Below are 23,203 nucleotides of genomic sequence, written 5' to 3'. Positions count from 1 at the left end.
TCAGTTCCCTCGTCCGTTAAACGTGGTGTCCTTGTAGGCGCGTTCGCCGCTGCTGAGGTCTTCGACCCAGATCCGCACTGGTGTCGCCTCTGCTGCGGCCGGACCGCTGTCGCGAGGTGCCAACACATATACACGGGTCAATTGTGCCGTATCCGCCGTGACATTCACAGTATCGATCTTGGTTCCCTCGATTTCCAGTCGCATCGCCGGATCGCCCGCCAAAGACAGTTTGAACAGACGGTCCTCACCGTGCTTGTTGCGCAGACGAACGTCATAGGTGTTGCGGATCGTACCGTCCGACAGGGTGACGAAGGTGGGGTTGCGCACCGGCGCAACAGTCAGATCGATGTCAGAACGGATGAACAGTGCAAACAGCAGCCCGAATCCGACCAGCGCCCATAACGTGGTATACATGATTGTCCGCGGCCTCAGAATGTGCTTCCAGACATTCTTGGCGGGTTTACCGGATCGCTCATGGGCTTCGTCACTCAACGCCATGTAGTCGATCAGCCCTCGTGGCTTACCGATCTTGGCCATCATGTCGTCACACGCGTCGATGCAAAGGGCACAGGTGATGCATTCCAGCTGCTGACCATCCCGGATATCGATCCCGACAGGGCAGACATTCACGCAGGCCATACAGTCGATACAATCTCCCAATTCAGAATCGGCCGTCCGTTTGCCTTTGCCACGCGGTTCACCCCGCCATTCGCGGTAGCCGACAACCAGCGTGTCCTCATCCATCATCGCCGCCTGAATGCGCGGCCATGGGCAGGCATAGATACAGATCTGCTCGCGGGCGAACCCGCCGAAGAAGAAGGTTGTACCCGTCAGGATCAACATCGTCGTGTAGGCTACGGGATGCGCGTTGCCCGTCACAAGATCGCGGGCCAGCGTCGGTGCATCCGCGAAATAGAACACCCAGGCACCACCCGTCGCCAATCCGATCAGAAACCAGACCGTCCATTTGGTGATCCGCAAGCGAGCTTTGCGGAAATCGAGCTTTTCCTGACGGTGCAGGCGCAGGCGGGCGTTTCTGTCACCTTCAATCCACCGCTCGACCAGAATGAACAGATCCGTCCAGACGGTCTGCGGGCACGCATATCCGCACCACACGCGACCCAGGGCTGACGTAAACAGGAACAGACCCAAACCTGCCATGATCAGCAGACCGGCGACAAAGTAGAATTCGTGCGGCCAGATCTCGATCCAGAAGAAATAGAAACGCCGATTCGCCAGATCCAGCAGAACAGCCTGATCCGGCAGGCTGGGGCCACGATCCCATCTGATCCAAGGCGTCACGTAGTAGATGCCCAGCGTCACGATGAGGATGATCCATTTCAGGTTGCGGAACTTGCCCGAAACACGTCTTGGAAAGATCGGTTCACGCGCGGCGTAAAGGCTGGGGGCGGGATCGGAATCGCTCACTGGCTGGCTCCACAAATGGGTCTTCTGAAGACGTCTTGTTCCAGATCATGCACAGGCGAACTTTGACATGGGTCAAAAAGCGCATCGAGCAAACATCTTTTGAAGATCGCCCCATCTTGCCGGCGCAGGAAATGAAGTATTTTACCCGATTTTCAGCCGATTTTCAGCCGATTTTGGCGGAAAAACTGCTTGTGGCGCGATACCGGCTGCACGTGGTACATGCGGTTTTCCAAGTACCGACCAATTGTCGCAGCCCCGGGTCAGACCTGCCCGAATGCGGATGGTCAGCCGTCGTTGCAAAGAACGGAATGGCAAAACAACAGGAATTCAGTGTAAAAAAGCACCGGCTGTTCAGGAAACGCGCGAACAGATGGAACAGCCGGTGCTACAGCCTTCGGGCGGCGAACCGCCCGAAGGTTGCCCTCTAGGTCTTACTGGCCACCACCCAACTGGTGGACATAGGCGGATACCGCACGGATCTGCGCCTCGGTCAGGCGGGTATCCCAGTTCGGCATGACGCCAAAGCGGCTGTAGGTCACAGTTTCAGTCAAAGTCTCTTCGCTGCCACCATATAGCCAGATTGCGTCGGTCAGGTTCGGTGCCCCCTGGAAGATGTCACCCGTACCATCCTCGCCATGGCAGGACGCGCAATTGTCTTCGAAGACAACCTTGCCCGCCTGTGCCGCCGCGTCATCGGTCTGTGCGTTGCTCAGCGACATGACATACTGAACCACCTGCGTGATTTCATCATGCTCGAGGATTTCACCGAAGGCAGGCATCTCGGAATAGCGCGCATCGTCGCTTTCTTCGTTCCGGATACCATAGCTGACGGTGTAGACGATATCTTCCATCGTACCACCCCACAGCCAGGCGTCATCCAGCAGGTTCGGGAAACCAGGCGCGCCCTGTGCACCGGAACCGTGGCACTGCGCACACCAGGTACGGAACACGGCACCGCCAGAGTTCACGGCATATTGCTGAAGCTCAGCGTCTTTTGCGATGTCTTCCAGCGGTGTTTCCACCAGTTTGGCGTTCCAGGGTGCATTTGCCTCTTCGAATGCAACCATCTCCTGCTGGACCAAAGCCCGCGTAGACCAGCCCAGGACGCCGGCGGTTGCCGACTGCACCAGGGGCCATGCTGGATACAAGATCGTGTAGATCACGGCCCAGATAATGGTCACATAGAATGTCCACAGCCACCAGCGCGGCATCGGGTTGTCGAACTCTTCGATCCCGTCCCAGCTGTGCCCGGTTGTGTTCGGATCACCCGGCTGTTTTTCAGGTGTCTTGCTCATTGCCGCGCCTCCTTGGATGTGGCGGGTTTGTCTTGATGCCGGAAGGGGATGTTGGCGGTGTCCTTGTATTCCTGCTTAGCACCGGGGCGGAAAACCCAGATGACGATGCCAACGAAGAAGGCGAACAACAGCAGCAACATCCAGCTATCCGCGAACTGCCTGAGAATTGTGTATTCTTCCATCACGATTCTCCTTTAGCGGCTTGCGTCCGGGGTGAAGGTCGAAAAATCGACCAACGTGCCCAGCATCTGAAGATAGGCAACCAACGCATCAGCTTCGGTCAACTCGGGCTGGCCGTCGAAGTTGCGCACGTTGACCTTGTCGCCATAGCGCTCCAGCAGCCCGTCATAGTCGCTGTCCGGGTCGGCCTGAGCGACGAAGTCGGCTTGTGCGTTTTCCAGCATCTCTTCGGAATAGGGTGTCCCGACCAGAGCATTGGTGGCCATCACATCACCGATGTACTTGCCGTCAATTTTGCGATGCTCGAGGAAGCCGTATTTCGGCATCACCGATTCCGGCACCACCGATTGCGGATCACGCAGATGGTCCACGTGCCATTGATCCGAGTAGCGGCCACCCACACGAGCCAGATCCGGCCCGGTGCGTTTGGACCCCCACTGGAACGGGTGATCGTACATCGATTCCGCCGCCAGCGAGTAGTGGCCGTACCGTTCGACCTCGTCCCGCATCGGGCGGATCATCTGACTGTGGCAGACATAGCAGCCTTCGCGGATGTAGATCTCACGCCCCGCCATCTCGAGAGGGGTGTAAGGGCGCATGCCCTCCACCTTCTCGATTGTGTTCTCAAGGTAGAACAGCGGGGTGATCTGAACGATGCCACCGATGGTCACGACCAGGAAGCTGAAGATCAGCAGGAGGGTCGCGTTGGTCTCGAGGATCTTGTGTTTGTCGAGAATTGCCATTGCTCCCGCCCTCCTTATTCAGCCGGGACCGCGACGGTCAGGCTGGCCTCTTTGGCCGGGGCCCGCCGGACGGTCATCCACAGGTTGTAGCACATGATCAAGGCGCCAGCGACGAACATCACGCCACCCAGCGCACGTACCACATACATCGGGAACTTGGCGGCCACGGTGTCGGCGAACGAGTTCACCAGGAAGCCGTTGGCATCCACTTCGCGCCACATCAGGCCTTCCATGATGCCGGTGACCCACATCGACGCAGCGTAAAGCACGATGCCGATGGTGGCGAGCCAGAAGTGCCAGCTGACCATTTGCAGCGAGTACAGACGCTCACGCTTCCACAGGACGGGCACCAGGAAGTACAGCGCGCCGAAGGTGATCATGCCGTTCCAGCCCAGCGCGCCGGAATGTACGTGACCAATGGTCCAGTCGGTGTAATGCGACAGCGAGTTCACTGCGCGGATCGACATCATCGGGCCTTCGAAGGTGGACATGCCGTAGAAACCGACCGAGATCACCATCATGCGGATCACCGGGTCTGTGCGCAGCTTGTCCCATGCGCCCGACAGGGTCATCAGACCGTTGATCATACCGCCCCAAGACGGCATCCACAGGACCACCGAGAACACCATGCCCAGCGTCGAAGCCCAGTCGGGCAGCGCGGTATAGTGCAGGTGGTGCGGACCGGCCCAGATATACAGGAAGATCAGTGCCCAGAAGTGGATGATCGACAGCTTGTACGAGAATACAGGGCGCTCGGCCTGTTTCGGGATGAAATAGTACATCATGCCCAGGAAGCCGGCAGTCAGGAAGAAGCCCACGGCGTTGTGGCCGTACCACCACTGGATCATGGCGTCTTGTACGCCCGACCAGACGATGACCGATTTCGAACCCCAGATGCTGACAGGAACGGTCATGTTGTTGACCAGGTGCAGCATCGCAACGGTGACGATAAAGGCCAGGTAGAACCAGTTGGCCACATAGATATGCGGCTCTTTCCGCTTGACGATCGTGCCCAGGAACACGGCCAGGTAGGCGACCCAGACAATGGTCAGCCACAGATCGACATACCATTCAGGTTCGGCATATTCCTTGGACTGCGTTCCGCCCAGAACATAGCCGGTCGCCGCCAGCACGATGAACAGCTGATAGCCCCAGAAAACGAACCAGGCCAGATTGCCGCCCCAAAGACGCGCGGCGCTGGTACGTTGAACGACGTAGAACGACGTTGCGATCAGCGCGTTGCCACCAAAGGCAAAAATCACTGCCGACGTGTGCAGCGGACGCAAACGACCAAAGTTCAGATAACCCTGTGCCCATTCAAAGTTCAGCACCGGAAAGGCGAGCTGAAACGCGATGAAGGTCCCGGCCAGGAACCCGACCACGCCCCAGAAGGCGGTTGCGATCACGCCATAGCGGATCACGTCATCCATGTATTCGCCCGAGCGGTCGACTAGAATATCTGGCTCGTCAGTGTTTCGAAGCGTCCAGATGAACAAGCCACCGGCGATAAGCATCACCAGCAGCGCATGTACCTGATACGCCAAATCACGTGCATAATTGGTTCCGATCGCTGCAAACAGCGCGATCAGACCAAGCACGATCAGCTTGATGTAATTCGACATATTGCGTCCCTTTGCCATGCCCCGCGCGCTTTTGATTCTTGTGACGCGCGAAACCCATTTGACTGGCTGCCGTTCTGAAGCACGGCGGCTGTTACTGCTTTGATCTGTATCAAGACAGTTCTGCGTTTTCTGTGACACGCATTGTAGAGGAAACAGGCCAACTGGTCACATGAGACCAAATGCCCGAATCATGAGGTCGCGATGACTTACAAATCTCTACTCACTGTCATGACCGAAACGAAGACAGCACCCGCCGCTCTGGCGCAGATGGTGGCCTTGGCAGAATCTCAGGATGCCCATGCCGAAGCCCTGTGCCTGGGGGTCGATCGCAGTCAGACAGGTTATTACTATGCGGGTGCCAATGCGCTTATCGTTCAGGAAACACTGAGCCGGGCCAACGCCGAGGCCAAGGAGCTGTTGAATTTTGCCAATGATTACCTTGGCAAGTCCGGCGTTCGCTGGTCCGCCGAGCATGGCGTCGCGCAAATCGCTGATATCGGACGCCATGTTGCGCATAGGGCACGGTTTTCCGATCTGGTGATCCTGCCGCACCCCTACGGCAAAGACCGTGGGGCCGAGGCCGAGCCCATCATCGAAGCAGCCATGTTCGAAGGGCATTGCCCGGTTCTGGTCGTACCGGACGACGTCGAACCCCTGACGGTGCCGCGCAATATCATGATAGGCTGGAACGAAAGCGTCGAGGCCATGTGCGCCATTCGTCACGCCCTGCCCTTCCTGAAACAGGCCGAGCTGGTCCGAATCGTGGTCATCGATCCACCCCGTCATGGACCCGACCGGTCTGACCCCGGCGGATTGCTGTCACAGATGCTGGCCCGACACGGGGTCAAATGTGAGATTGATGTGCTGAGCAAAAGCATGACGCGCGTGTCGGATATTCTCAACCGCCACGCATCCGATACAGAATCGGATCTGATCGTCATGGGCGCTTACGGTCATTCCCGTTTTCGCGAGGCCATTCTGGGCGGCGCAACACGCAACATGCTGGAGCAGTCTAGCGTACCCGTATTCCTTGCCCATTGATCCGCCCTTCAAAAGCCGCCTGACTTGGCGGCTTTTGTCATCCTCTGCGGATGAGGCCTATCAGGAACAACAGGATCACGGCGCCTACTGTTGCGAAGAAGATAGACGACAGCAGGCCGCCGCCAACGGCAAATCCAAGTGCCGGAAAAATCAACCCCGCAAGAAACGCGCCGACGATTCCGACAATGATGTTGCCGAAAAGACCGAACCCCCGGCCTTCCATGATCTTGCCAGACAGCCAACCGGCGATTGCGCCGACCAAAAGCATTGCCAACAAACTGGTAAATTCCATGTCGATCTCCTGAATCAGACATTCCTGCGAACAAGACCGCGACGGCTGTTGGCGGTCAAAAACCGTTCGCGTCAGACCGGAAAGCCGCCATCCGAATCGTCACCTGCCTCTTCCATCAGGCGGCCCAGATCGGGGATGGTCACGTGTCGCTTTCCTTCAAGTGTGATCACCCCGTCTTTTTTCAAAGCCGAAATCTGGCGACTGACCGTTTCCAGTGTCAAACCAAGGTAATCCGCCATTGCTTCTCGGGTCAGGGGCAGGTCGAACACTATAGATCCAGTCAGACCCTTTTGGCTGACCGAAGCGTCCCGGCGCGCAATGATCGACAGCAGGCTGGCAATCTTCTCACGCGCCGTTTTGCGCCCCAGAACCAGCATCCACTCGCGAGCGGCATCAAGCTCGTCCAACGTCATCTGCAAAAGACGATGCGCAATATGTGGGGTTTGGTCCATCAGCTCTTCGAACGGTTTCTTGCGGAAACAGCACATCACGACATCCGTCGTCGCCTGGACATCATAAGGTGCAGTATCGCGACCCGGCCGGCCAACGAAATCGCTGGGCAGCAGCAGACCAACCATTTGGGTGCGGCCATCTTCCATCGTCTGGGTCAACGACGCGATTCCGGCCACGACCGAGCCGACGAAACTCATCTGATCCCCAGACCAGATGATCGTCTGACCCGCTTCAAAACTGCGGTAATATTTAATGCTTTCAAGCTCTTCCAGCTCGTCAGCATCACACCGGGCACAGACGGCGCGATGACGAATCGGGCAATCTCCGCAATTTGAATGGTCAAATTGTGCTTTTACTGTCATGCGCGTTCCCACTTGATCTCCATCAAAGCACCAGTGTCCTCTGTCCCCTAAGGGTATCGCCATGATAGTGAAACCACAATTGGCAAAGCTTGGACTATTTGACGCGAAAGTACCGCGTTACACAAGCTATCCCACCGCCCCCCACTTCAGCAACGACGTGGGAGCAGATATGTTTGGCGACTGGATTTCCGGGATCAAACCCGGCAGTGCCATTTCCTTGTACATCCATGTTCCATTCTGCCGCAGGCTATGCTGGTTCTGTGCCTGCCGGACACAAGGAACACAAACCGACAATCCGGTGATCGCCTATGTCGACGTTCTGAAGGCCGAACTGGATCTTCTGGCAGCACGTTTGCCCGAAGGTGTGGTTCTGTCGCGCCTGCACTGGGGCGGTGGCACGCCAACGTTGCTGAACGCCCAACTGATGCGTGAACTGGCACAACACATCCTGGGTATCGTGCCCATGGGGCCTGATGCCGAATTCTCGGTCGAGATCGATCCGAACGAGATTGACGAGGCGCGTCTGGATGCGCTGGCAGACGCGGGCATGAACCGTGCTTCGATCGGGGTGCAGGATTTCGACGACGAAATCCAGAAAACCATCGGCCGCATCCAAAGCTATGATACCACGCGCGACGCCATCGACATGATCCGCGCACGCGGCATCGCCAGCCTGAATGCGGATATTCTTTACGGCCTGCCGCATCAGACCAAGGCGCGCATGACGGAAAGCGTACAGAAGCTCCTGTCGCTCAGCCCGGATCGCGTGGCGCTTTACGGCTATGCCCATGTGCCTTGGATGGCCAAGCGGCAGCAGCTTATTCCGTCGGACGCCCTGCCCACACCGGAACAGCGCCTCGAGCTGTTCGACACGGCCCGGCGTTTGTTTCTTTGGGACAATTATGCCGAAATCGGCATCGACCATTTCGCCACTCAGGATGACGGGCTGACCCACGCTTTGCGCACGGGCCGCCTCAAGCGGAACTTCCAGGGTTACACCGACGATCAGGCCGATGTTCTGATTGGTGTCGGGGCCAGCTCGATCTCGCGCTTCCCGCAAGGCTATGCGCAAAACGCTCCGGCCACCTCTGTCCACACCAAAGCCATTCGCGATGGGCAGTTTTCGACATCCCGAGGGCACCTCTTCAAGGGTCAGGACATTCTGCGTGCCCGCCTGATCGAGGCACTGATGTGCGATTTCAAAATCGACACGGCAGAAATCCTGCGGGATCACGATGTATCAGCCGCTGAACTGGACGAGATGTATCACGCAGCCAATGCATCTTTCGACGGGATGCTGCAAATCACAGAAACCGGGCTTTTCATACCGCCCGAAGCGCGGGCGCTGACCCGGATGATCGCCCGCAGCTTTGACGCCTATGACCTCAGCAAAGCCGGGCACAGCTCGGCCATCTGACCCTTTTTCGGCGGGCAGCATTCGGCCCGTCACGCGCAAAACACATCAGGGGCTTGACGCACGCCTGCGGTTTTTCCCACACTCATGCTGTAGGGCGGCATCTCGCTCTGCGGCCTGAGGCGGGCAAAATACAGACAATCCTTGTCGACGCCAACGCGTCGGTCGGTCCCTTTCGTGCAGCCAATCTGCAACCTGAAAGAGGGACAACACTCATGCGCGTATTCACCGTCCTCGGGCCCAGTCAATCGGGCAAATCTACGCTTGTCGAGGCCATCAGCCGCCTCGACGGGCGCCCCACCACATTCGATGTTTCCGAAACCGTGCATTTGCACGGTTTTTCTTACCTGGACGAGCCCTGGTGCGCGATCGACGTTGACGGGGGCGGCGATGCTCTGGCCTATGTCGGACCCGCAATGGCTATATCGGACGCTGCCGTAGTTGTCGTGCCCCCCGACCCGAATGCCGCCGTTTTGTGCGCGCCCTACCTGCGACTGCTAGAAGAGGCCGGCATCCCGTGTTTTCTCTTCATCAACCGGATGGACAATCCCAACGGCCGCATCCGCGATATCATCGCCGCATTGCAAACATACTGCACCCATCACATCGCCCTGCGTCAGGTCCCGATCCGCGAAGGGGATACGATCATCGGGGCGGTTGATCTGATCTCGGAACGGGCCTGGAAGTATCAGGAGGGCCAGCCCTCGGCCCTGATCGAACTGCCTCAATCCGTCGAAGACCGTGAGCAGGAGGCCCGAACCGAGTTGCTGGAAACCCTGTCCGATTTCGATGACACCCTGCTGGAACAGCTCATCGAAGACAAACAGCCGCCAAGCGACGAGGTCTATGACCTGGCGGCACAGGTCCTGAAGAATCATCAGTTGATTCCCGCCTGTCTGGGTGCCGCAAGCCACGGCAACGGGCTGACGCGCCTGATGAAGGCCCTGCGACACGAAGCCCCCGAATTTGATATCGCCGCCGGGCGCGACGAGGCCGGAGACAGCGCCCGCGCCATTGCCGGTTTTGCGGATGTCAAAAAACACATCGGAAAAATCGTCGTACTGCGCGGCCTGGGGGACGGCGTGCAAGCCCATGAAGCCTTGGGTGGTGAGACCGTCGGCAATCTGACAACGCTGGATGCCAAAACCCAGATCGCCACGCTTGAGGCCGGGCAGATTGGTCTGGCGGTGAAATCCGATCACCTCAAACCCGGCTATATCTACGACAGCAATTCGGCGACGGAACTGCCGGAATGGGCGGCCTCGCATCCGGTGGCGCATCGTCAGATCGTCTCGCCTGCGCATGAGCGGGACGATGTGCGCCTGTCCAACGCCCTGAGCCGTCTGGCCGAGATCGACCCCGGCCTTCACCTGCAACAGGATGAGCTTACCGGCCACGCCGTTCTTGGGTCTCAGGGTCCGCAGCACATGCGACGCGTGACCGCCAAGCTGGCCGAGGATTTCGGGATCGAGATTGAAGCTGACCAAGTCGAAACCGCCTATCGCGAAACCATCCGAACACCTGTCGAACATCGCCACAGACACCGCAAACAATCCGGCGGGGCCGGGCAATTCGCGGATGTCGTGATCTCGGTCGCGCCGCTGCCGCGCGGATCTGGGTTCCAGTTCGAAGAGGTGGTCAAGGGAGGCGCGGTGCCCAAGAATTACATCCCATCCGTGGAACAGGGCGCCAGGGACGCGCTGGAGCAAGGCCCCGAGGGCTTTCCGGTGGTGGATGTGAAGGTCACGCTGCATGACGGCAAGCATCACAACGTGGACAGTTCCGATTATGCCTTCCGCACCGCGGGCAAGAACGCCGTGCGCGAAGCGCTGCCACAGGCCAAGCCCGTTGTTTTGCAGCCGATCCTGAACGCCGAAATCCACCTGCCTTCTGATTTTGTTGGCGACCTGGTGCCGACGATCAGCTCTCTGCAAGGACAGGTTCTGAGATTTGAGGGCAACCCAAACGCATCAGGCTGGGAGATTTTCAACGCCCTGATACCCGCCGTGGCCGAGGATGAGTTGCATCGCACTCTTGCCAGCGCCACGCGCGGAACCGGGTGGGTCAAGCTGAGCTTTGATCACTATGAAGAACTGCGCGGACCGGTGCCGAAAGCGGCATCCAAAGAAAAGGCAAGCGCCTGACGGCCTGACGGTGGCGGGCTGATTTCAGCCCGCCGCAGCAATCAATTCACGGGTATAGTCGGTCTGGGCATTTTCGAACAAATCCTCGGCCGTGCCCATTTCAACCACATCTCCGTTTCGCATGACGATCACGTTGTGCGACATCGCCCGCACAACTTTCAGATCATGGCTGATGAACAGATAGGCCAGCCCGTATTTCTTTTGCAGATCGCGCAGCAGATCGACGATCTGAACCTGAACCGTCATGTCCAGCGCGCTGGTCGGTTCGTCCAGTACCAGCAGCTTGGGTCGCAAGACCATCGCGCGCGCAATCGCGATGCGCTGACGCTGCCCGCCCGAAAACTCGTGCGGATACCGGTCCATCGCCGCAGGATCCAGGCCCACTTCGTTCATCACCTCAGCGACCAGCTCGCGCGGCGCGCGATGAGGATCGACGTTGTGAATGGCCAGACCTTCCGCGATGATCTGCTGACAGGTCATACGTGGGCTGAGGCTGCCGAACGGGTCCTGAAACACGATCTGCATATCCTTGCGCAGCCGGCGCAGCTCTCGCGTGGACCATTTTCGAACATCCTGATCACGGAAGGTGATGCCGCCTTCGGACGCGATCAGACGCATGATCGCCAGCGCCAGCGTGGTCTTGCCCGACCCGCTTTCACCCACGATCCCCAAAGTCTCACCCGCGCGTACACTCAGCGAGGCGTCATTCACCGCCTTCACATAGCCGACCGTGCGTTTCAGAAATCCCCGTTGGATCGGGAACCAGACCTTCAGATGATCGGTGCGCGCGACTTCCTCGGCATCTGTTGCAACGGCGTCTGGCTGACCCGAAGGTTCCGCGGCCAAGAGCTTGCGGGTATAGGGGTGCTGCGGGTTGTCGAAGATCTCGGCAGTCGCACCGGTCTCGACGATCTCACCATCCTTCATCACATAGACCCGATCAGCGATCCGGCGCACAATGCCCAGATCGTGGGTGATGAACAGCATCCCCATGTTTTCGGATTTCTGCAAACTGGCCAGCAACTCGAGGATCTGTGCCTGAATGGTTACATCCAACGCCGTCGTCGGTTCATCGGCGATCAGGATGTCCGGCTTGTTCGCCAGCGCCATGGCGATCATCACCCGCTGCCGCTGTCCGCCTGACAACTGGTGCGGATAGCTGTCCAGCCGGTCTTCGGGGTCGCGGATACCGACCTTGTACAACAGTTCAAGAATCCGTTCGCGCGCGACATCACCCGTCACCCCCTGATGCAGGGCCAACGATTCCGCCATCTGCTTCTGGATCGTGTGCAGTGGGTTCAGCGATGTCATCGGCTCTTGGAAAATGAAGCTGATGTCATTGCCGCGCACATCCATCAGACGCTGCTCCGAGGCGCCGATCATCTCCTGCCCGTCATAGGTGACAGACCCGTCGACGATGGCGCTGTCGCCCAGCAACGATACGGTACTGAGCGCGGTGACAGATTTGCCCGATCCGGATTCGCCCACCAGCGCCACGGTTTCCCCGCGATCGACATGGAACGACACGCCCCGAACCGCAGCACTGATCTGACCGTCCTGCCGGAACGAGACCTTCAGGTTGTTTACATCCAGCAGGCTCATGAGAAGGTCTTTCTGGGATCGAACGCATCCCGCACGCCCTCAAAGATGAAGACCAGCAGGGACAGCATGATGGCAAAGGTGAAAAAGGCCGTGAAGGCCAGCCACGGGGCCTGAAGGTTCTGTTTCGCCTGCAAGGTAAGCTCTCCCAGCGAGGGGGCCGAAGAGGGAAGGCCAAAACCCAGATAATCCAGCGAAGCCAGCCCGCCTATGGTGCCCGTGACGATGAAGGGCATGAAGGTCAGCGTGGCCACCATCGCGTTGGGCAGCATGTGGCGGAACATGATGGTCATGTTGCCCACGCCCAGCGCCCGCGCAGCGCGCACATATTCAAGGTTTCGCGCCCGCAGGAATTCTGCGCGCACCACACCAACCAGCCCGGTCCAGCTGAACAGGATCATCAACGCGACCAGCAGCCAGAAGCTGCGCCCCAGCACCGCGAACATGATGATGATGACGTAAAGCGAGGGCGTCGCTGACCAGATCTCGATGATCCGCTGAAAGATCAGATCCAGCCAACCGCCGAAGAAGCCCTGTATGGCACCGGCGAAAATACCGATCAGACTGGCGGCGCCCGTCACGATCAGCGTGAACAGGATCGACAGGCGGAAACCATAGATCACGCGGGCAAGAACGTCGCGCTTGGTGTCATCGGTGCCCAGCAGGTTCTGGCCGTTGGGTGGCAAGGGCGCAGCCCCGGGGCGATCGACCGATGTGTTGTAGGAATAAGGGATCAACGGCCAAATCGACCAGCCACGCTCGAACCCTTCCGCCTGGAACGTGCCGGCGTCGATCTGTTCGATAATGCCTTCAGGATCGTCAAAACATTCTTCAAGGCCGCCGCTGTCTATCAGGCACTGAACCTCGGGGTCGCGATAGATCGCCTCTGTCTGGAAGTCTCCGCCAAAATCGGTTTCCGCGTAGAAGTTGAAGACCGGCGTATAGAACTCACCCCGGTATTTCACGAGGATCGGTTTATCGTTGGCGATGAACTCGGCAAACAGCGACAGGCCGAACAGCACTGAGAAAATGATCAATGACCAGAAAGCGCGCCTGTTGCGGCAGAAATTGCTCCAGCGGCGCTGGTTCAGGGGGGACAATGCCATTTACCCCTCCCGCTTTTCGAAATCGATGCGCGGGTCGACCAGCACATACATCAGGTCGCTGATGATACCGACGACCAGGCCCATCAGGCCAAAGATGAACAGCGTGCCGAAGATCACCGGGTAATCCCGCGCCACGGCAGCTTCAAAACCCAGACGTCCCAGACCATCAAGTGAGAAGATCGTTTCAATGATGATCGAGCCTCCGAAGAACACGCCGATGAACACGGCCGGAAATCCGGCTATGACGATCAGCATCGCGTTGCGGAACACATGGCCATACAGCACCTTGCGTTCGCTCAGACCTTTGGCGCGGGCGGTCATGACATATTGCTTTTTGATCTCATCGAGAAACGAGTTCTTGGTCAGCAGCGTCAGCGTCGCAAAGGCCGAGATCGTCAGCGCAATCGTCGGCAGCGCGATATGCCAGAAGTAATCCGCGATCTTGCCAAAGAGACTCAGGCTGTCCCAGTTGTCGGATGTCAGCCCCCGCAGCGGGAAGATCTGCCAATAGGATCCACCGGCGAAAAGCACCAGCAGCAGAATGGCAAACAGAAAGCCAGGGATCGCATAGGCCACGATGATCGCAGCGCTGGTCCACGTGTCGAACTGCGAACCGTCCCTGATCGCCTTGCGAATGCCCAGAGGGATCGAAACCAGATAGGCAATCAATGTTGACCACAGGCCCAGCGAGATCGAGACCGGCATTTTCTCGAGCACCAGATCAATCACGCTGATCGAGCGGAAATAGCTTTCGCCGAAGTCCAGCGTCAGATAGTTGCCCATCATGATCAGGAACCGCTCCAGAGGCGGTTTGTCGAAGCCGAATTCCTTTTCAAGTTCAGCAATGAACTCGGGCGGCAGGCCTCGCGCACCGACATATTTGTCGTCGAAAACGCCGCCCGCCGGCTCTGAACCCGCGCCGGCATCGCCCGCACCTGCAAATCCGGCGAATACATCCCCCTGACCTTCGATCTGGGCAATGATCTGCTCGACCGGACCGCCAGGCACGAATTGTACCAGCGTGAAGTTGACGATCATGATGCCCAGAAGGGTCGGGATGATCAGCAACAAACGTCTTAGAATATAGGCGCCCATGTTATCGCAGCGCGCCTTTCGCTTTCAGTGCAGCCTCTTTTTCCGGATTGATCCACCACAGATCCAGATAGCCCAGCGAATAAGGCGGCAGGTTTTCCGGGTATTCATACATATCGTAATATGCCACCCAGTGGTCAGCGATGTATCCTACGGGGATCACGAAGAACTCATACCTGAGGGCGCGATCCAACGCCTTCAACGCCGCGTCCTGATCCGCCTGATTGTCGGTATCAAAGGATGCTTCGATGATTGCGTCAACCAAAGGGCTGGCCAATCCGGCCGGGTTGAAAAGACTGAATGCAGCCTCTTTCGACCCGTACATCTGGCTCAACCCGCCGCCGGTCGACAAAAAAGACCCGTATCGTGTGGAATAGACCATGTCATAGTCCCGCTCGCGGCTGCGCAGCGTGTATTGTGCCGGGTCAACCTTTTCCGCCGATGCATCCACACCAATGGCTTGCAGGTTCTGGACATAGGTTTCAATCATCGTGGCCGTCGAAGTCGGCAGGTTTGAAGGATAGGGGAAATCCACCCTGAGCGTCTGCCCTTCCGCGTTGCGCCGCACGTTGCCATCGCCGACCGGCCACCCGGCCTCGTCCAGCAGTTTCGCGGCTTTTCGCAGATTTCTGCGATCATTCAGACGCGCGGGGTTTGACTCGTGTACCGTCACGGCAGGTTCTGAAAGAAGGTCCTCGGGCACAACCTCACCCAGCCCTTGAAGAAACGCCAGCTCATCGCCCTCGGGCAAGCCATGCGCTTCCAGCGGGGTGCCTTGTGTAAAGGAATTGCGCGGTGAATTCAGACCAAACAGCAGGGATTCATTGGCCCATTCGAAATTGAAGGCCAGGGCAAGGGCCTTGCGTACGTTCTTGTCGGAAAACTGCGGTTTTCCGAGGTTGAAGACGAAGCCTGACGGTGTTGGCGGGCTGCCATCCGGTATCTCGTCCCGTACGATCACACCTTCGTTCATCTTCGGGAAATCATACGCCGTCGCCCAAAGCTTGGGATCACTTTCAATCCGCAACGTGTATTCACCGGCCTTGAACCCCTCGAACGCCGCTGTCTGATCGGCAAAATACTCGACGCGGATCGTATCGAAATTGTTGCGACCGACATTGAATGGCAGATCCTTACCCCAATAGTCGTCTCGTCGCTTGTAAACGATACGGCGATTGATGTCATAGCTGTCGAGTTTGTAGGGGCCCGATCCGACCGCCACTTCCAGCCGCGGCTCATCCAGGCGCCGGGACTCGTCCGCCTCGAACCATGCTTTCGAAAAGACGGGGGTCGACCCAACGGTTTCGATCAAACTGCGGCGGGTGACTTCCGGATTGAACGTGAACTTGACCGTGTGATCATCCAGCGCTTCGGCCCCCGTCACCATGCGGCCCACGGCCTGGGCGTACGAAGGCAGGCCCTGTTCGATGAACAGGCGGTGGCTGTAAACAACATCCTCGGCCGTCACCGGCGTGCCATCCCAAAAGGTTGCTTCGGGTCGCAAATGGAAAATGACGTAGTTGCGCCCTTCATCATATTCCAGGCTTTCCGCCAGCACGCCGTAATACTGCCCGACTCCGTCATCCGAGCTTTCGAACAGGCGGTCATATTGCAGCGTCGTCAAGGCGCCTGCGCGCCCCTTGCGGGAATAGGGATTGAGGGAATCGAACGTCCCTGAAGCCGCCAAGGACAACTCGCCACCTTTGGGCGCATCTGGATTCACGTAATTCAGATGCGGATAGTCAGCAGGGTAATCCAGATTTCCGAAATACGAATATCCATGACTGCGGGTAACCCCCTCGTCCAATGCCAAAGCGGCTTGCGGTGAGAGCAGAACAGCACAAAGCCCGAATATGCCAGCCAATGGCCTGACCTTAAGATCACGTGCAGCAGGCATTAGGGATATCATGTGGCTCATCCTCTGGGTCATTGTCATCTTTTTTGTCGCATACGCTAGCTAAAGTGCCAACGCTGACAGTTTCAAGTTTAGAATGCGTGTGCGCTTTGTGAAGTTCCCTTCAGATAAAAAAAGCCGCTGCGCGGGGCAGCGGCTCTCAACTTGTCTGGCCTGTCAGGCAATCAGTTGCCGATTGTTTGCAGATAGGCAATCACGTCTGCGCGGTCCTGCGGTTTTTTCAAGCCGGCAAAGCTCATCGAAGTGCCCGAGATATAGCTGCTGGGCTTGGTCAGGAACGCATCCAGCGCTTCGGGCGTCCAGTTTCCACCATGCGCCTGCATAGCGGCTGAATAACCGGTGAAACCTTTTGCCGAAGCGACCGGGCGATCAACAACGCCGTACAGATAAGGGCCGGTGCCATTCGCGCCGTCTTCCAGCTTGTGGCACGCGGTGCACTTGCGGAATACTTTCGCGCCCTTCTCGACGTCAGCGGCGGCCAGCAGATCTTCGAAGACCACCTCTTCGCCGTCGGCGCTTTCGCCCGAGCTTTCGGTTTCGATAATGTAGGCGGCCTCAGCCGAGCCATGGCCACCGGAAGCATAGAGGATGTCCGCCCCCCATTTGGCCAGAAGCAGCACCAGGAAAGTGCCGAACAGGCCTGCGGCGGCCTTGGTAACTGTCATCGTGTCGAACATTGATCGCGTGTCCATTTCAGCTGTCTGGGCAGGTGTCTAAGGCTTCCACTTGCGAGAGGCAAGGTATAGACACCGCGACGAAACGACCAAATCGCGAACTTGTTGCATGGAATCGACCAAATGACCAATCGCATTGCTTTTCAGGGCGAACCCGGCGCCTACAGTCACGAGGCCTGCCGCAACGCACGCCCCGAAATGGAGGCCCTGCCCTGCCGCACATTCGAGGACGTGATCGAATCAGTTCGCTGGGGCGCGGCTGATCTGGCCATGCTGCCGGTCGAAAACACGACCTATGGTCGGGTTGCCGACATTCACCGGCTGCTGCCGCATAGCGGGCTTCATATCATCGATGAAGCGTTCGTGCGTGTTCACATCAACCTTCTTGGTGTACCCGGCGCCAAGCTGGAGGACATCACCGAAGCGCATTCGCATCTGGTGCTGCTGCCGCAGTGTTCCGGCTTCCTGAAAGAACACGGTATTCGCGGCCGTGTCAGTCCCGACAATGCCCGCGCTGCGCGCGAAGTGGCCGAAATCGGGGATTTGCATTCCGCCGCTCTGGCCAGCGAACTTGCGGCTGAAATCTACGACCTGAACGTGCTGGCCCGCCATATCGAGGACAATGACGACAACACGACCCGTTTTCTTGTCATGTCCCGAGAGGCGGATCTGTCTCGTCGGGGTGAGTATGAAATGATCACCAGCTTCGTGTTTCAGGTCCGCAACATCCCGGCCGCGCTGTACAAGGCCATGGGTGGCTTTGCCACGAACGGGATCAACATGACCAAGCTGGAAAGCTATATGGTCGACGGGTCCTTCACGGCAACGCAGTTTTATGCGGACATCGTTGGACATCCCGAAGACCGTAACGTGCAGCTGGCCATGGACGAGCTGGAACATTTCACGACCAATGTCGAGATTCTTGGCGTCTACCCAGCGGCCCATCCGCGCGGCTGAGACATCATTCGGCATTCCTGCCAAACTCGGATCGGCGCGTATCACCGCGCCACGCCTGAAGTATCGATTGAACATTTGCCTCGACACCTTCGGCCGAGTCGATCTCGATGTCGTAAACCCTGCCGTCGTGAATCAAGGAATGGTCGCGCGCAGCGCTGCCCAGTTCGCGGTCGCCCCGAAGGCGCTCGCGCTCAACCAACAGGGCCAGCGGGCAATGAACCGCCACGAACAGGATGTCGTGCTGATCCAACAGCGATCTCAGATCATCAGCCCATTTCGGGGTGTCCAGGATATGTTCTATAATCAGGTTGTTACCCGCATCCGCATAGGCGGCCAGTGATGCATGAAACCCGTCAAAAACCTTTGCGCGGTCTGCCTTCCAGTCAAACGCTCCGTTTTTGTACCCGGCCGTAGGCAGAACACCGGAATCGCGCAGATGATCTATCGAGATATGCCAGAACGGCTCCTTGATACTCTGCTGCAATGCCCGCGCAATCGTGCTCTTTCCGCTGCTCGACGCCCCGTGCAGGAAGATTATGCTCGCCATCCGTCCTCCACAGCGTCCGAACCGCTAGGCATCCAGTCTGAATACCTTGGATATCTCACCGGGGGCATGCCTGTATGCCCTGAAACCCATCGCCTCGTAATAGGCCAGACCTTCGGCGTTGTCCTTGCCAATCGTTGCGTCGATGGCTGGCAAACCATGCGCTCGAGCGGCTTCCAGTGAGCAGGCAAACAGCTTTCGACCAATTCCCATCCGCGCAGCAGACGGACGGATATGCGTTCCGATTACGCCCCATCCAACAGGTGTTCCGTACAGGTTGTCTTTCTCTGCCTCCTTCAGGGATTGAAAGCCCAGAATTCGACCGTCCGGATCAACTGCGACCGTGCACCTGATACGTTGGGGGTCGTGAATATAGCGCTGTTGAACAAAGTCCTTGCTGCCTGCGGTCAAACGTTTTCCTGCTTTGAATATCTCGCTCAGTACGTCAGCTAGACCGTCTGCGTCGCTTTCCCGCACTTCTCTAATGTCGTACATGTGCAAAGCATCCTCCGCCGGGCCTTACTGCCCGCTGTGGAAATGGCGCTGCTCCAGTTCACGCGCAAACTCGCTGAACCGCACCTGGAATTGCTTGCGGAACTTTGACTGTCCAAGCTTCATGGACTGCAACAGCAACCGCGCGGGCAAGGATTTTGCGGCCAAGGACATCTCAACGCTCAGGCGTGTCCGACGCGGGGACAGGGCCAGAAAATCCACTGTCGTCAGGCCGGTCATCCCTTTGCTGGCAGCTTCAAACCGCATTTGCGACGGCTTGTCATAGTCCGTCATCACCACCGACATCTGACGCGGCTTTCCACGCAACTTGAATTCGGTTTTCCATTCAGTGCCGGCAATCACCATCGCATCAGTGTCCAGACGCCGCACGTCGATGCCACGACGCATCGCCATACGTTCGAACCTTTCGAAATCCGACACCATGTCGAACACCGAATTGATCGGGGCTTCGATATCTTCGCGCGCTGAAAACTGCATAATGACCTTTGCTGTTTATGGCTTCACCAGTTTTTCTTCAGTCCAGCGTATCCGCAAGCCAGTTCTGAAGCAGAAAATGAGCGATAGCCCCCTTGCGCGCCGGCAACAACCAGGGATGTTCGCCGGCAAATGCCTGCATCATTTCGGATTTGCTGACCCACATCGCCTCTTCGATCTCGACCGGATCGATCACGATGTCGCGCGACAGGGCCTCGCCGGCGCATCCGAACATCAGGGATGCCGGGAAAGGCCAGGGCTGGCTGGACAGGTAAGACACCGCGCCAACAGGTACGCCTGCCTCTTCCATCACCTCGCGGCGCACCGCCGCTTCCAGCGTTTCGCCGGGTTCGACAAATCCTGCCAGCAAGGAAAACATCCCCTCGGGCCACCCCGGAGATCGCCCCATAAGCACACTGTCCCCATGCGTAATCAACATGATCACAACCGGATCCGTGCGCGGAAAATGCTGCCCGCCGCAAGACGGGCAACTGCGCTGCCACCCCCCTTGCGACACATCACTGGCTGCGCCGCAGCGGGCACAGAAGCGATGTGTTTCGTGCCAACCGACGACCGCCTTGGCCGATGCGGCCAGTTCGGCATCACGGGGCGACAATCGCGCCATGATCCGGCGAAGCTCGGCAAAGACATGTCCTTGGGGCAAATCCGGGTGCTGCTGTTCGGATCTGTCCACGAACTCTCCCAGGCCGGTCAGATCCAATCCCTCTGCCGCCCAGGCCGAGATATCCGCGGCAAACAGGGGAGCGCCCTCGGCACTCAGACCCAGAAAAACCGGTGCTTCGATTACGCCGCCGGGGCCATCGCTGACCAGCGGGTGGGTCATCTGCGTCAGGGCAAGCTGATCCAGCGCCGCGCCCACGACCAGAAGCTTGCCTCGCCACAACAATATGCATCGCGCGGCAGGGTTGCGCGCCATCTCGGACAGCTTCTCGGAATCCCCACGAAGATGTGCTGCCCGATTCAGGCCCGAGCCGCCGAAAGTCACCTGCTCTGCTTTTTTCATTGGAATTCCTTCTGGTCTTGCGCACAGGGCTGCCATGTCTCAGGCCCTGTTGCAATGGCAATTCAAGACGCAAAACACAGAGACGCGCCGCCGAAAAGCCGCATGGCAGCCTCGGAAAAATCATCTAGACTGCGTTTTGATGATTTTAGCCCATTGCCACATTCAAAAGCAGAACAACAAAAGTGAAGCAAAACCCAACGACGCAGGCTCACCCCACAAAAGACCGTGGGCGTATTCGTATTCTTGCCACCTCCGACCTGCACATGCATCTGACCGGTTTTGACTATTACGCGGACACACCAGACCCAACGCTTGGGTTGACTCGCACCGCCAGCCTGATCCGCAAGGCCCGACACGAGGCCACAGACGCGCTGGTACTGATGTTCGACAACGGGGATTCGCTCCAGGGAACGCCGATGGGCGAATGGGCCGTTCGGAACGACAAACCCCACCCGATGATGCAGGCATTCAAGGCGCTGGACTATGATGCGATTGGTCTGGGCAATCATGATTTCGGGTTCGGGCTGCCTACATTGGACAAGACCCTTGCGCAAGCTCCGTGCCCGGTTCTGTGCGGCAATCTTCATCGGTCCGGAGAACGACAATCATGGCAGCGTTTTGCGATCCTCGACCGTATCGTGTCGGTGGGAAACAAGGATGTACCCATTCGCGTCGGCGTGTTTTCGGTTCTGCCACCGCAGACAACACGTTGGGAAGAACACAATCTGAACGAAACCGTAGAGGCGGACGACATCGTTGTCGCGGCCCGGTCCCTGACGCGTCTTTTGCGCGTAAAGGGGTGCGATCTGATCGTGGCGCTCGCCCATTCCGGGCTTGGACACCCGGACACAGCGACCGACACTGAAAATGCCGTTATTCCCCTGGCCGCGATCGAGGGCATCGACGCTGTGGTCGCCGGGCACACTCACCTGACCCTTCCCGCACGCACCGGCGCGCAAACCCCGAATGTGGATTACGTGAAAGGGCTGGTGCATGGAACGCCGGTTGTCATGCCCGGCTCGGCAGGCGCATATCTTGGAGTAATCGATCTCGCCGTTACCCTACAGCCCCAGTCGGGGCTGCGTGTTGTTGACAGCCACGCCGAATTGCGCCCGATTTCGATGGGCGGCACCGCGATTGGCGAAGATTTGGAAATCGCGCATCTGGTTGAACACGCACATCAGCAGACCCGTCAGGACATGGCAGCGCCCGTTGCGCACGTCTCGGAGACATTGCACAGCTATTTCAGCTTCTGTGCGCCGGATCGTGGATTGACGCTTGTTGCCGCCGCACAAGCAGCCGCGTTGCGCCCTTTTTTACACGGCACCCCGCTTGCAGAGCTGCCGCTGTTGTCAGCCGCGTCACCAGCCAAATGCGGCGGACGCTCTGGCCCCAGGCACTACACGGACGTGCCACCCGGTGAAATCTGTCTGCGTCACGTGGCGGACCTGCATGTCTTTCCCAACGAGTTGCGCGCGGTTCAGATCACGGGTGCGCAGCTGCTGGAATGGTTGGAGATGTCAGCCAGTGCATTCAACCAACAATTCCCCGATGCCGAGGCAGAACTGTTCGACCGGGATCGGGCGGGATACAATTTCGATGTCATCTTTGGCCTGTCCTATCAGATCGACCCGTCGCAACCGGCGCGTTACGATGTCGGGGGGCAAATGATCCATCCCGGCCACAGGCGAGTGCATCATCTGACTTGCGCGGGCCAAGCCGTGCGGCCGGATCAGACATTTGTCGTTGCGCTCGATAATTATCGCGCAAGCGGAGGCGGACATTTCCCGCATGTGTCATCGGCCCCTGCCATAGATCTGCCCCCGCTGGATATCCGGGACATTTTGCGAGACTACATGACGCACCGCCTGCCACCCGACCCATTGGCCCGGCAACCTTATCCGTTCTCGCTGATGCCGAAATCGGGGATGAAGACCATTCTTCGGACAGGGCCCGGTGCTTTGAAATATGTCGACGAATTGAACAGGTTTGCCCCCACGATTCTGGAACCTGACGAACAGGGTTTTGCGCGCATTCGCCTGACGCTCTGACGGGTTGTCTTTTTCCGAAGCCTTCCCTATATCCAGAGTCGAGAGGTTGGCGCGGGCGAGCGCCTCGCCAACCTGGTCAGGTCCGGAAGGAAGCAGCCACAACGAGCCCCGCTTGGGTCGATGTCCAACCTCTCACTTTATGAACCTTAATGAACCTTGGCCGCAGGAGGGCTTTATGATTGTAGCAAAGATCCTTCGGGCAGCACGGTTCTGACCTCACGGTATCAACTGACTGCCTGAACACATGACCCGGGGATGAGCGATTGCCATCCGTCGGGAG

General features: G+C 58.2%; 22 protein-coding genes and 1 other RNA gene. 7 read left to right on the top strand and 16 right to left on the bottom strand.

Translation table 11 applies throughout. From position 1 onward, the window contains the following. The 5 genes from ccoG to ccoN all read right to left on the bottom strand — a co-directional run bounded on the left by ccoG (position 1) and on the right by ccoN (position 5,268). Positions 1–1,428, bottom strand: coding sequence for a cytochrome c oxidase accessory protein CcoG (gene ccoG / locus ACR0DJ_RS19655; RefSeq protein ID WP_170347271.1), 1,428 nt, complete (start codon positions 1,426–1,428; stop codon positions 1–3). 431 nt (positions 1,429–1,859) lie between these two features. After that, entirely contained in the window at positions 1,860–2,723 is an 864-nt protein-coding gene (gene ccoP, locus ACR0DJ_RS19650) for a cytochrome-c oxidase, cbb3-type subunit III (protein WP_170347272.1), read from the bottom strand. Further along, positions 2,720–2,905, bottom strand: a complete 186-nt coding sequence (locus ACR0DJ_RS19645; protein ID WP_170347273.1) for a cbb3-type cytochrome c oxidase subunit 3 — start codon at positions 2,903–2,905, stop codon at positions 2,720–2,722. Before ACR0DJ_RS19645 ends, ccoP begins: the two co-directional genes overlap by 4 nt. Before the next feature lie 12 nt (positions 2,906–2,917). After that, complete coding sequence (gene ccoO, locus ACR0DJ_RS19640) at positions 2,918–3,646, bottom strand: cytochrome-c oxidase, cbb3-type subunit II (protein WP_480686086.1); 729 nt, start codon at positions 3,644–3,646, stop codon at positions 2,918–2,920. 14 nt (positions 3,647–3,660) lie between these two features. Next, the gene (ccoN, locus tag ACR0DJ_RS19635; protein WP_480686085.1) at positions 3,661–5,268 is read right to left on the bottom strand and encodes a cytochrome-c oxidase, cbb3-type subunit I; all 1,608 of its coding nucleotides are present in this window, start codon (positions 5,266–5,268) and stop codon (positions 3,661–3,663) included. A 201-nt stretch (positions 5,269–5,469) separates the two neighbouring features. Here ccoN and ACR0DJ_RS19630 point away from each other — a divergent pair, with 201 nt between their 5' ends. Further along, the gene (locus ACR0DJ_RS19630) at positions 5,470–6,309 is read left to right on the top strand and encodes a universal stress protein (protein WP_480686084.1); all 840 of its coding nucleotides are present in this window, start codon (positions 5,470–5,472) and stop codon (positions 6,307–6,309) included. A 37-nt stretch (positions 6,310–6,346) separates the two neighbouring features. Here ACR0DJ_RS19630 and ACR0DJ_RS19625 read toward each other — a convergent pair whose 3' ends face one another. Together ACR0DJ_RS19625 and fnrL are read right to left on the bottom strand one after the other, a co-directional pair. Next, positions 6,347–6,601 carry a GlsB/YeaQ/YmgE family stress response membrane protein gene (locus ACR0DJ_RS19625; RefSeq protein WP_170347277.1) on the bottom strand — a complete coding sequence of 85 codons (255 nt, stop codon included), beginning with the start codon at positions 6,599–6,601 and terminating at the stop codon, positions 6,347–6,349. A 71-nt stretch (positions 6,602–6,672) separates the two neighbouring features. Next, positions 6,673–7,416: a transcriptional regulator FnrL gene (gene fnrL / locus ACR0DJ_RS19620; protein ID WP_480686083.1), complete on the bottom strand. Its 744-nt coding sequence runs from the start codon at positions 7,414–7,416 to the stop codon at positions 6,673–6,675. Positions 7,417–7,477: 61 nt separating this feature from the next. On the opposite strand from fnrL, the gene hemN reads away from it, so the two are divergent. After that, a complete protein-coding gene (hemN, locus tag ACR0DJ_RS19615; RefSeq protein WP_480686082.1) occupies positions 7,478–8,833 on the top strand; it encodes an oxygen-independent coproporphyrinogen III oxidase in 1,356 nt (451 codons plus the stop codon). 212 nt (positions 8,834–9,045) lie between these two features. Beyond that, the gene (locus ACR0DJ_RS19610) at positions 9,046–10,974 is read left to right on the top strand and encodes an elongation factor G (protein ID WP_480686081.1); all 1,929 of its coding nucleotides are present in this window, start codon (positions 9,046–9,048) and stop codon (positions 10,972–10,974) included. Positions 10,975–10,998: 24 nt separating this feature from the next. Here the strand turns inward: ACR0DJ_RS19610 and ACR0DJ_RS19605 are convergent, their stop codons facing one another. The 5 genes from ACR0DJ_RS19605 to ACR0DJ_RS19585 all read right to left on the bottom strand — a co-directional run bounded on the left by ACR0DJ_RS19605 (position 10,999) and on the right by ACR0DJ_RS19585 (position 17,363). Continuing rightward, positions 10,999–12,576: an ABC transporter ATP-binding protein gene (locus ACR0DJ_RS19605; RefSeq protein ID WP_480686080.1), complete on the bottom strand. Its 1,578-nt coding sequence runs from the start codon at positions 12,574–12,576 to the stop codon at positions 10,999–11,001. Further along, positions 12,573–13,679 carry an ABC transporter permease gene (locus ACR0DJ_RS19600; RefSeq protein ID WP_170347282.1) on the bottom strand — a complete coding sequence of 369 codons (1,107 nt, stop codon included), beginning with the start codon at positions 13,677–13,679 and terminating at the stop codon, positions 12,573–12,575. The genes ACR0DJ_RS19605 and ACR0DJ_RS19600 overlap by 4 nt, the downstream gene beginning before the upstream one ends. After that, complete coding sequence (locus tag ACR0DJ_RS19595) at positions 13,680–14,774, bottom strand: microcin C ABC transporter permease YejB (protein WP_152459198.1); 1,095 nt, start codon at positions 14,772–14,774, stop codon at positions 13,680–13,682. It abuts the gene before it with no gap. 1 nt (position 14,775) lies between these two features. Then, a complete protein-coding gene (locus ACR0DJ_RS19590) occupies positions 14,776–16,680 on the bottom strand; it encodes an extracellular solute-binding protein (protein WP_425080267.1) in 1,905 nt (634 codons plus the stop codon). Between the two features lie 170 nt (positions 16,681–16,850). Beyond that, a complete protein-coding gene (locus tag ACR0DJ_RS19585) occupies positions 16,851–17,363 on the bottom strand; it encodes a c-type cytochrome (protein ID WP_170347303.1) in 513 nt (170 codons plus the stop codon). 120 nt (positions 17,364–17,483) lie between these two features. On the opposite strand from ACR0DJ_RS19585, the gene ACR0DJ_RS19580 reads away from it, so the two are divergent. Next, complete coding sequence (locus ACR0DJ_RS19580) at positions 17,484–18,317, top strand: prephenate dehydratase (protein WP_480686079.1); 834 nt, start codon at positions 17,484–17,486, stop codon at positions 18,315–18,317. Positions 18,318–18,321: 4 nt separating this feature from the next. Here the strand turns inward: ACR0DJ_RS19580 and ACR0DJ_RS19575 are convergent, their stop codons facing one another. The 4 genes from ACR0DJ_RS19575 to nudC are packed head-to-tail and all read right to left on the bottom strand — an operon-like array spanning position 18,322 to position 20,872. After that, positions 18,322–18,864, bottom strand: coding sequence for a chloramphenicol phosphotransferase CPT family protein (locus tag ACR0DJ_RS19575; protein WP_480686078.1), 543 nt, complete (start codon positions 18,862–18,864; stop codon positions 18,322–18,324). A 24-nt stretch (positions 18,865–18,888) separates the two neighbouring features. After that, positions 18,889–19,356, bottom strand: a complete 468-nt coding sequence (locus ACR0DJ_RS19570) for an N-acetyltransferase family protein (RefSeq protein ID WP_480686077.1) — start codon at positions 19,354–19,356, stop codon at positions 18,889–18,891. A gap of 24 nt (positions 19,357–19,380) precedes the next feature. After that, positions 19,381–19,851, bottom strand: a complete 471-nt coding sequence (locus ACR0DJ_RS19565) for an SRPBCC family protein (protein WP_480686076.1) — start codon at positions 19,849–19,851, stop codon at positions 19,381–19,383. A 37-nt stretch (positions 19,852–19,888) separates the two neighbouring features. Then, positions 19,889–20,872 carry an NAD(+) diphosphatase gene (nudC, locus tag ACR0DJ_RS19560; RefSeq protein ID WP_480686075.1) on the bottom strand — a complete coding sequence of 328 codons (984 nt, stop codon included), beginning with the start codon at positions 20,870–20,872 and terminating at the stop codon, positions 19,889–19,891. A gap of 54 nt (positions 20,873–20,926) precedes the next feature. Here nudC and ACR0DJ_RS19555 point away from each other — a divergent pair, with 54 nt between their 5' ends. The 3 genes from ACR0DJ_RS19555 (at position 20,927) to ffs (ending at position 23,061) form a co-directional block, all read left to right on the top strand. Beyond that, positions 20,927–21,058, top strand: coding sequence for a hypothetical protein (locus tag ACR0DJ_RS19555; protein WP_480686320.1), 132 nt, complete (start codon positions 20,927–20,929; stop codon positions 21,056–21,058). Beyond that, on the top strand, positions 21,055–22,923 hold the full coding sequence (locus ACR0DJ_RS19550) for a bifunctional 2',3'-cyclic-nucleotide 2'-phosphodiesterase/3'-nucleotidase (RefSeq protein WP_480686074.1): 1,869 nt from the start codon (positions 21,055–21,057) through the stop codon (positions 22,921–22,923). The genes ACR0DJ_RS19555 and ACR0DJ_RS19550 overlap by 4 nt, the downstream gene beginning before the upstream one ends. A gap of 39 nt (positions 22,924–22,962) precedes the next feature. Continuing rightward, positions 22,963–23,061: signal recognition particle sRNA small type (ffs, locus tag ACR0DJ_RS19545), an RNA gene on the top strand. Positions 23,062–23,203: the final 142 nt, after the last annotated feature.

Source organism: Ruegeria sp. BF10 (genome assembly GCF_056538725.1).
This window is presented reverse-complemented; position numbering and strand designations above follow the sequence as displayed.

Coding starts and splice junctions, on each gene's coding strand:
- ccoP (WP_170347272.1), bottom strand. CDS start 2,723: ATGAGCAAGACACCTGAAAAACAGCCGGGTGATCCGAACACAACCGGG.
- ACR0DJ_RS19645 (WP_170347273.1), bottom strand. CDS start 2,905: ATGGAAGAATACACAATTCTCAGGCAGTTCGCGGATAGCTGGATGTTG.
- ccoO (WP_480686086.1), bottom strand. CDS start 3,646: ATGGCAATTCTCGACAAACACAAGATCCTCGAGACCAACGCGACCCTC.
- ccoN (WP_480686085.1), bottom strand. CDS start 5,268: ATGTCGAATTACATCAAGCTGATCGTGCTTGGTCTGATCGCGCTGTTT.
- ACR0DJ_RS19630 (WP_480686084.1), top strand. CDS start 5,470: ATGACTTACAAATCTCTACTCACTGTCATGACCGAAACGAAGACAGCA.
- ACR0DJ_RS19625 (WP_170347277.1), bottom strand. CDS start 6,601: ATGGAATTTACCAGTTTGTTGGCAATGCTTTTGGTCGGCGCAATCGCC.
- fnrL (WP_480686083.1), bottom strand. CDS start 7,416: ATGACAGTAAAAGCACAATTTGACCATTCAAATTGCGGAGATTGCCCG.
- hemN (WP_480686082.1), top strand. CDS start 7,478: ATGATAGTGAAACCACAATTGGCAAAGCTTGGACTATTTGACGCGAAA.
- ACR0DJ_RS19610 (WP_480686081.1), top strand. CDS start 9,046: ATGCGCGTATTCACCGTCCTCGGGCCCAGTCAATCGGGCAAATCTACG.
- ACR0DJ_RS19605 (WP_480686080.1), bottom strand. CDS start 12,576: ATGAGCCTGCTGGATGTAAACAACCTGAAGGTCTCGTTCCGGCAGGAC.
- ACR0DJ_RS19600 (WP_170347282.1), bottom strand. CDS start 13,679: ATGGCATTGTCCCCCCTGAACCAGCGCCGCTGGAGCAATTTCTGCCGC.
- ACR0DJ_RS19595 (WP_152459198.1), bottom strand. CDS start 14,774: ATGGGCGCCTATATTCTAAGACGTTTGTTGCTGATCATCCCGACCCTT.
- ACR0DJ_RS19590 (WP_425080267.1), bottom strand. CDS start 16,680: ATGATATCCCTAATGCCTGCTGCACGTGATCTTAAGGTCAGGCCATTG.
- ACR0DJ_RS19585 (WP_170347303.1), bottom strand. CDS start 17,363: ATGTTCGACACGATGACAGTTACCAAGGCCGCCGCAGGCCTGTTCGGC.
- ACR0DJ_RS19580 (WP_480686079.1), top strand. CDS start 17,484: ATGACCAATCGCATTGCTTTTCAGGGCGAACCCGGCGCCTACAGTCAC.
- ACR0DJ_RS19575 (WP_480686078.1), bottom strand. CDS start 18,864: ATGGCGAGCATAATCTTCCTGCACGGGGCGTCGAGCAGCGGAAAGAGC.
- ACR0DJ_RS19570 (WP_480686077.1), bottom strand. CDS start 19,356: ATGTACGACATTAGAGAAGTGCGGGAAAGCGACGCAGACGGTCTAGCT.
- ACR0DJ_RS19565 (WP_480686076.1), bottom strand. CDS start 19,851: ATGCAGTTTTCAGCGCGCGAAGATATCGAAGCCCCGATCAATTCGGTG.
- nudC (WP_480686075.1), bottom strand. CDS start 20,872: ATGAAAAAAGCAGAGCAGGTGACTTTCGGCGGCTCGGGCCTGAATCGG.
- ACR0DJ_RS19555 (WP_480686320.1), top strand. CDS start 20,927: ATGGCAATTCAAGACGCAAAACACAGAGACGCGCCGCCGAAAAGCCGC.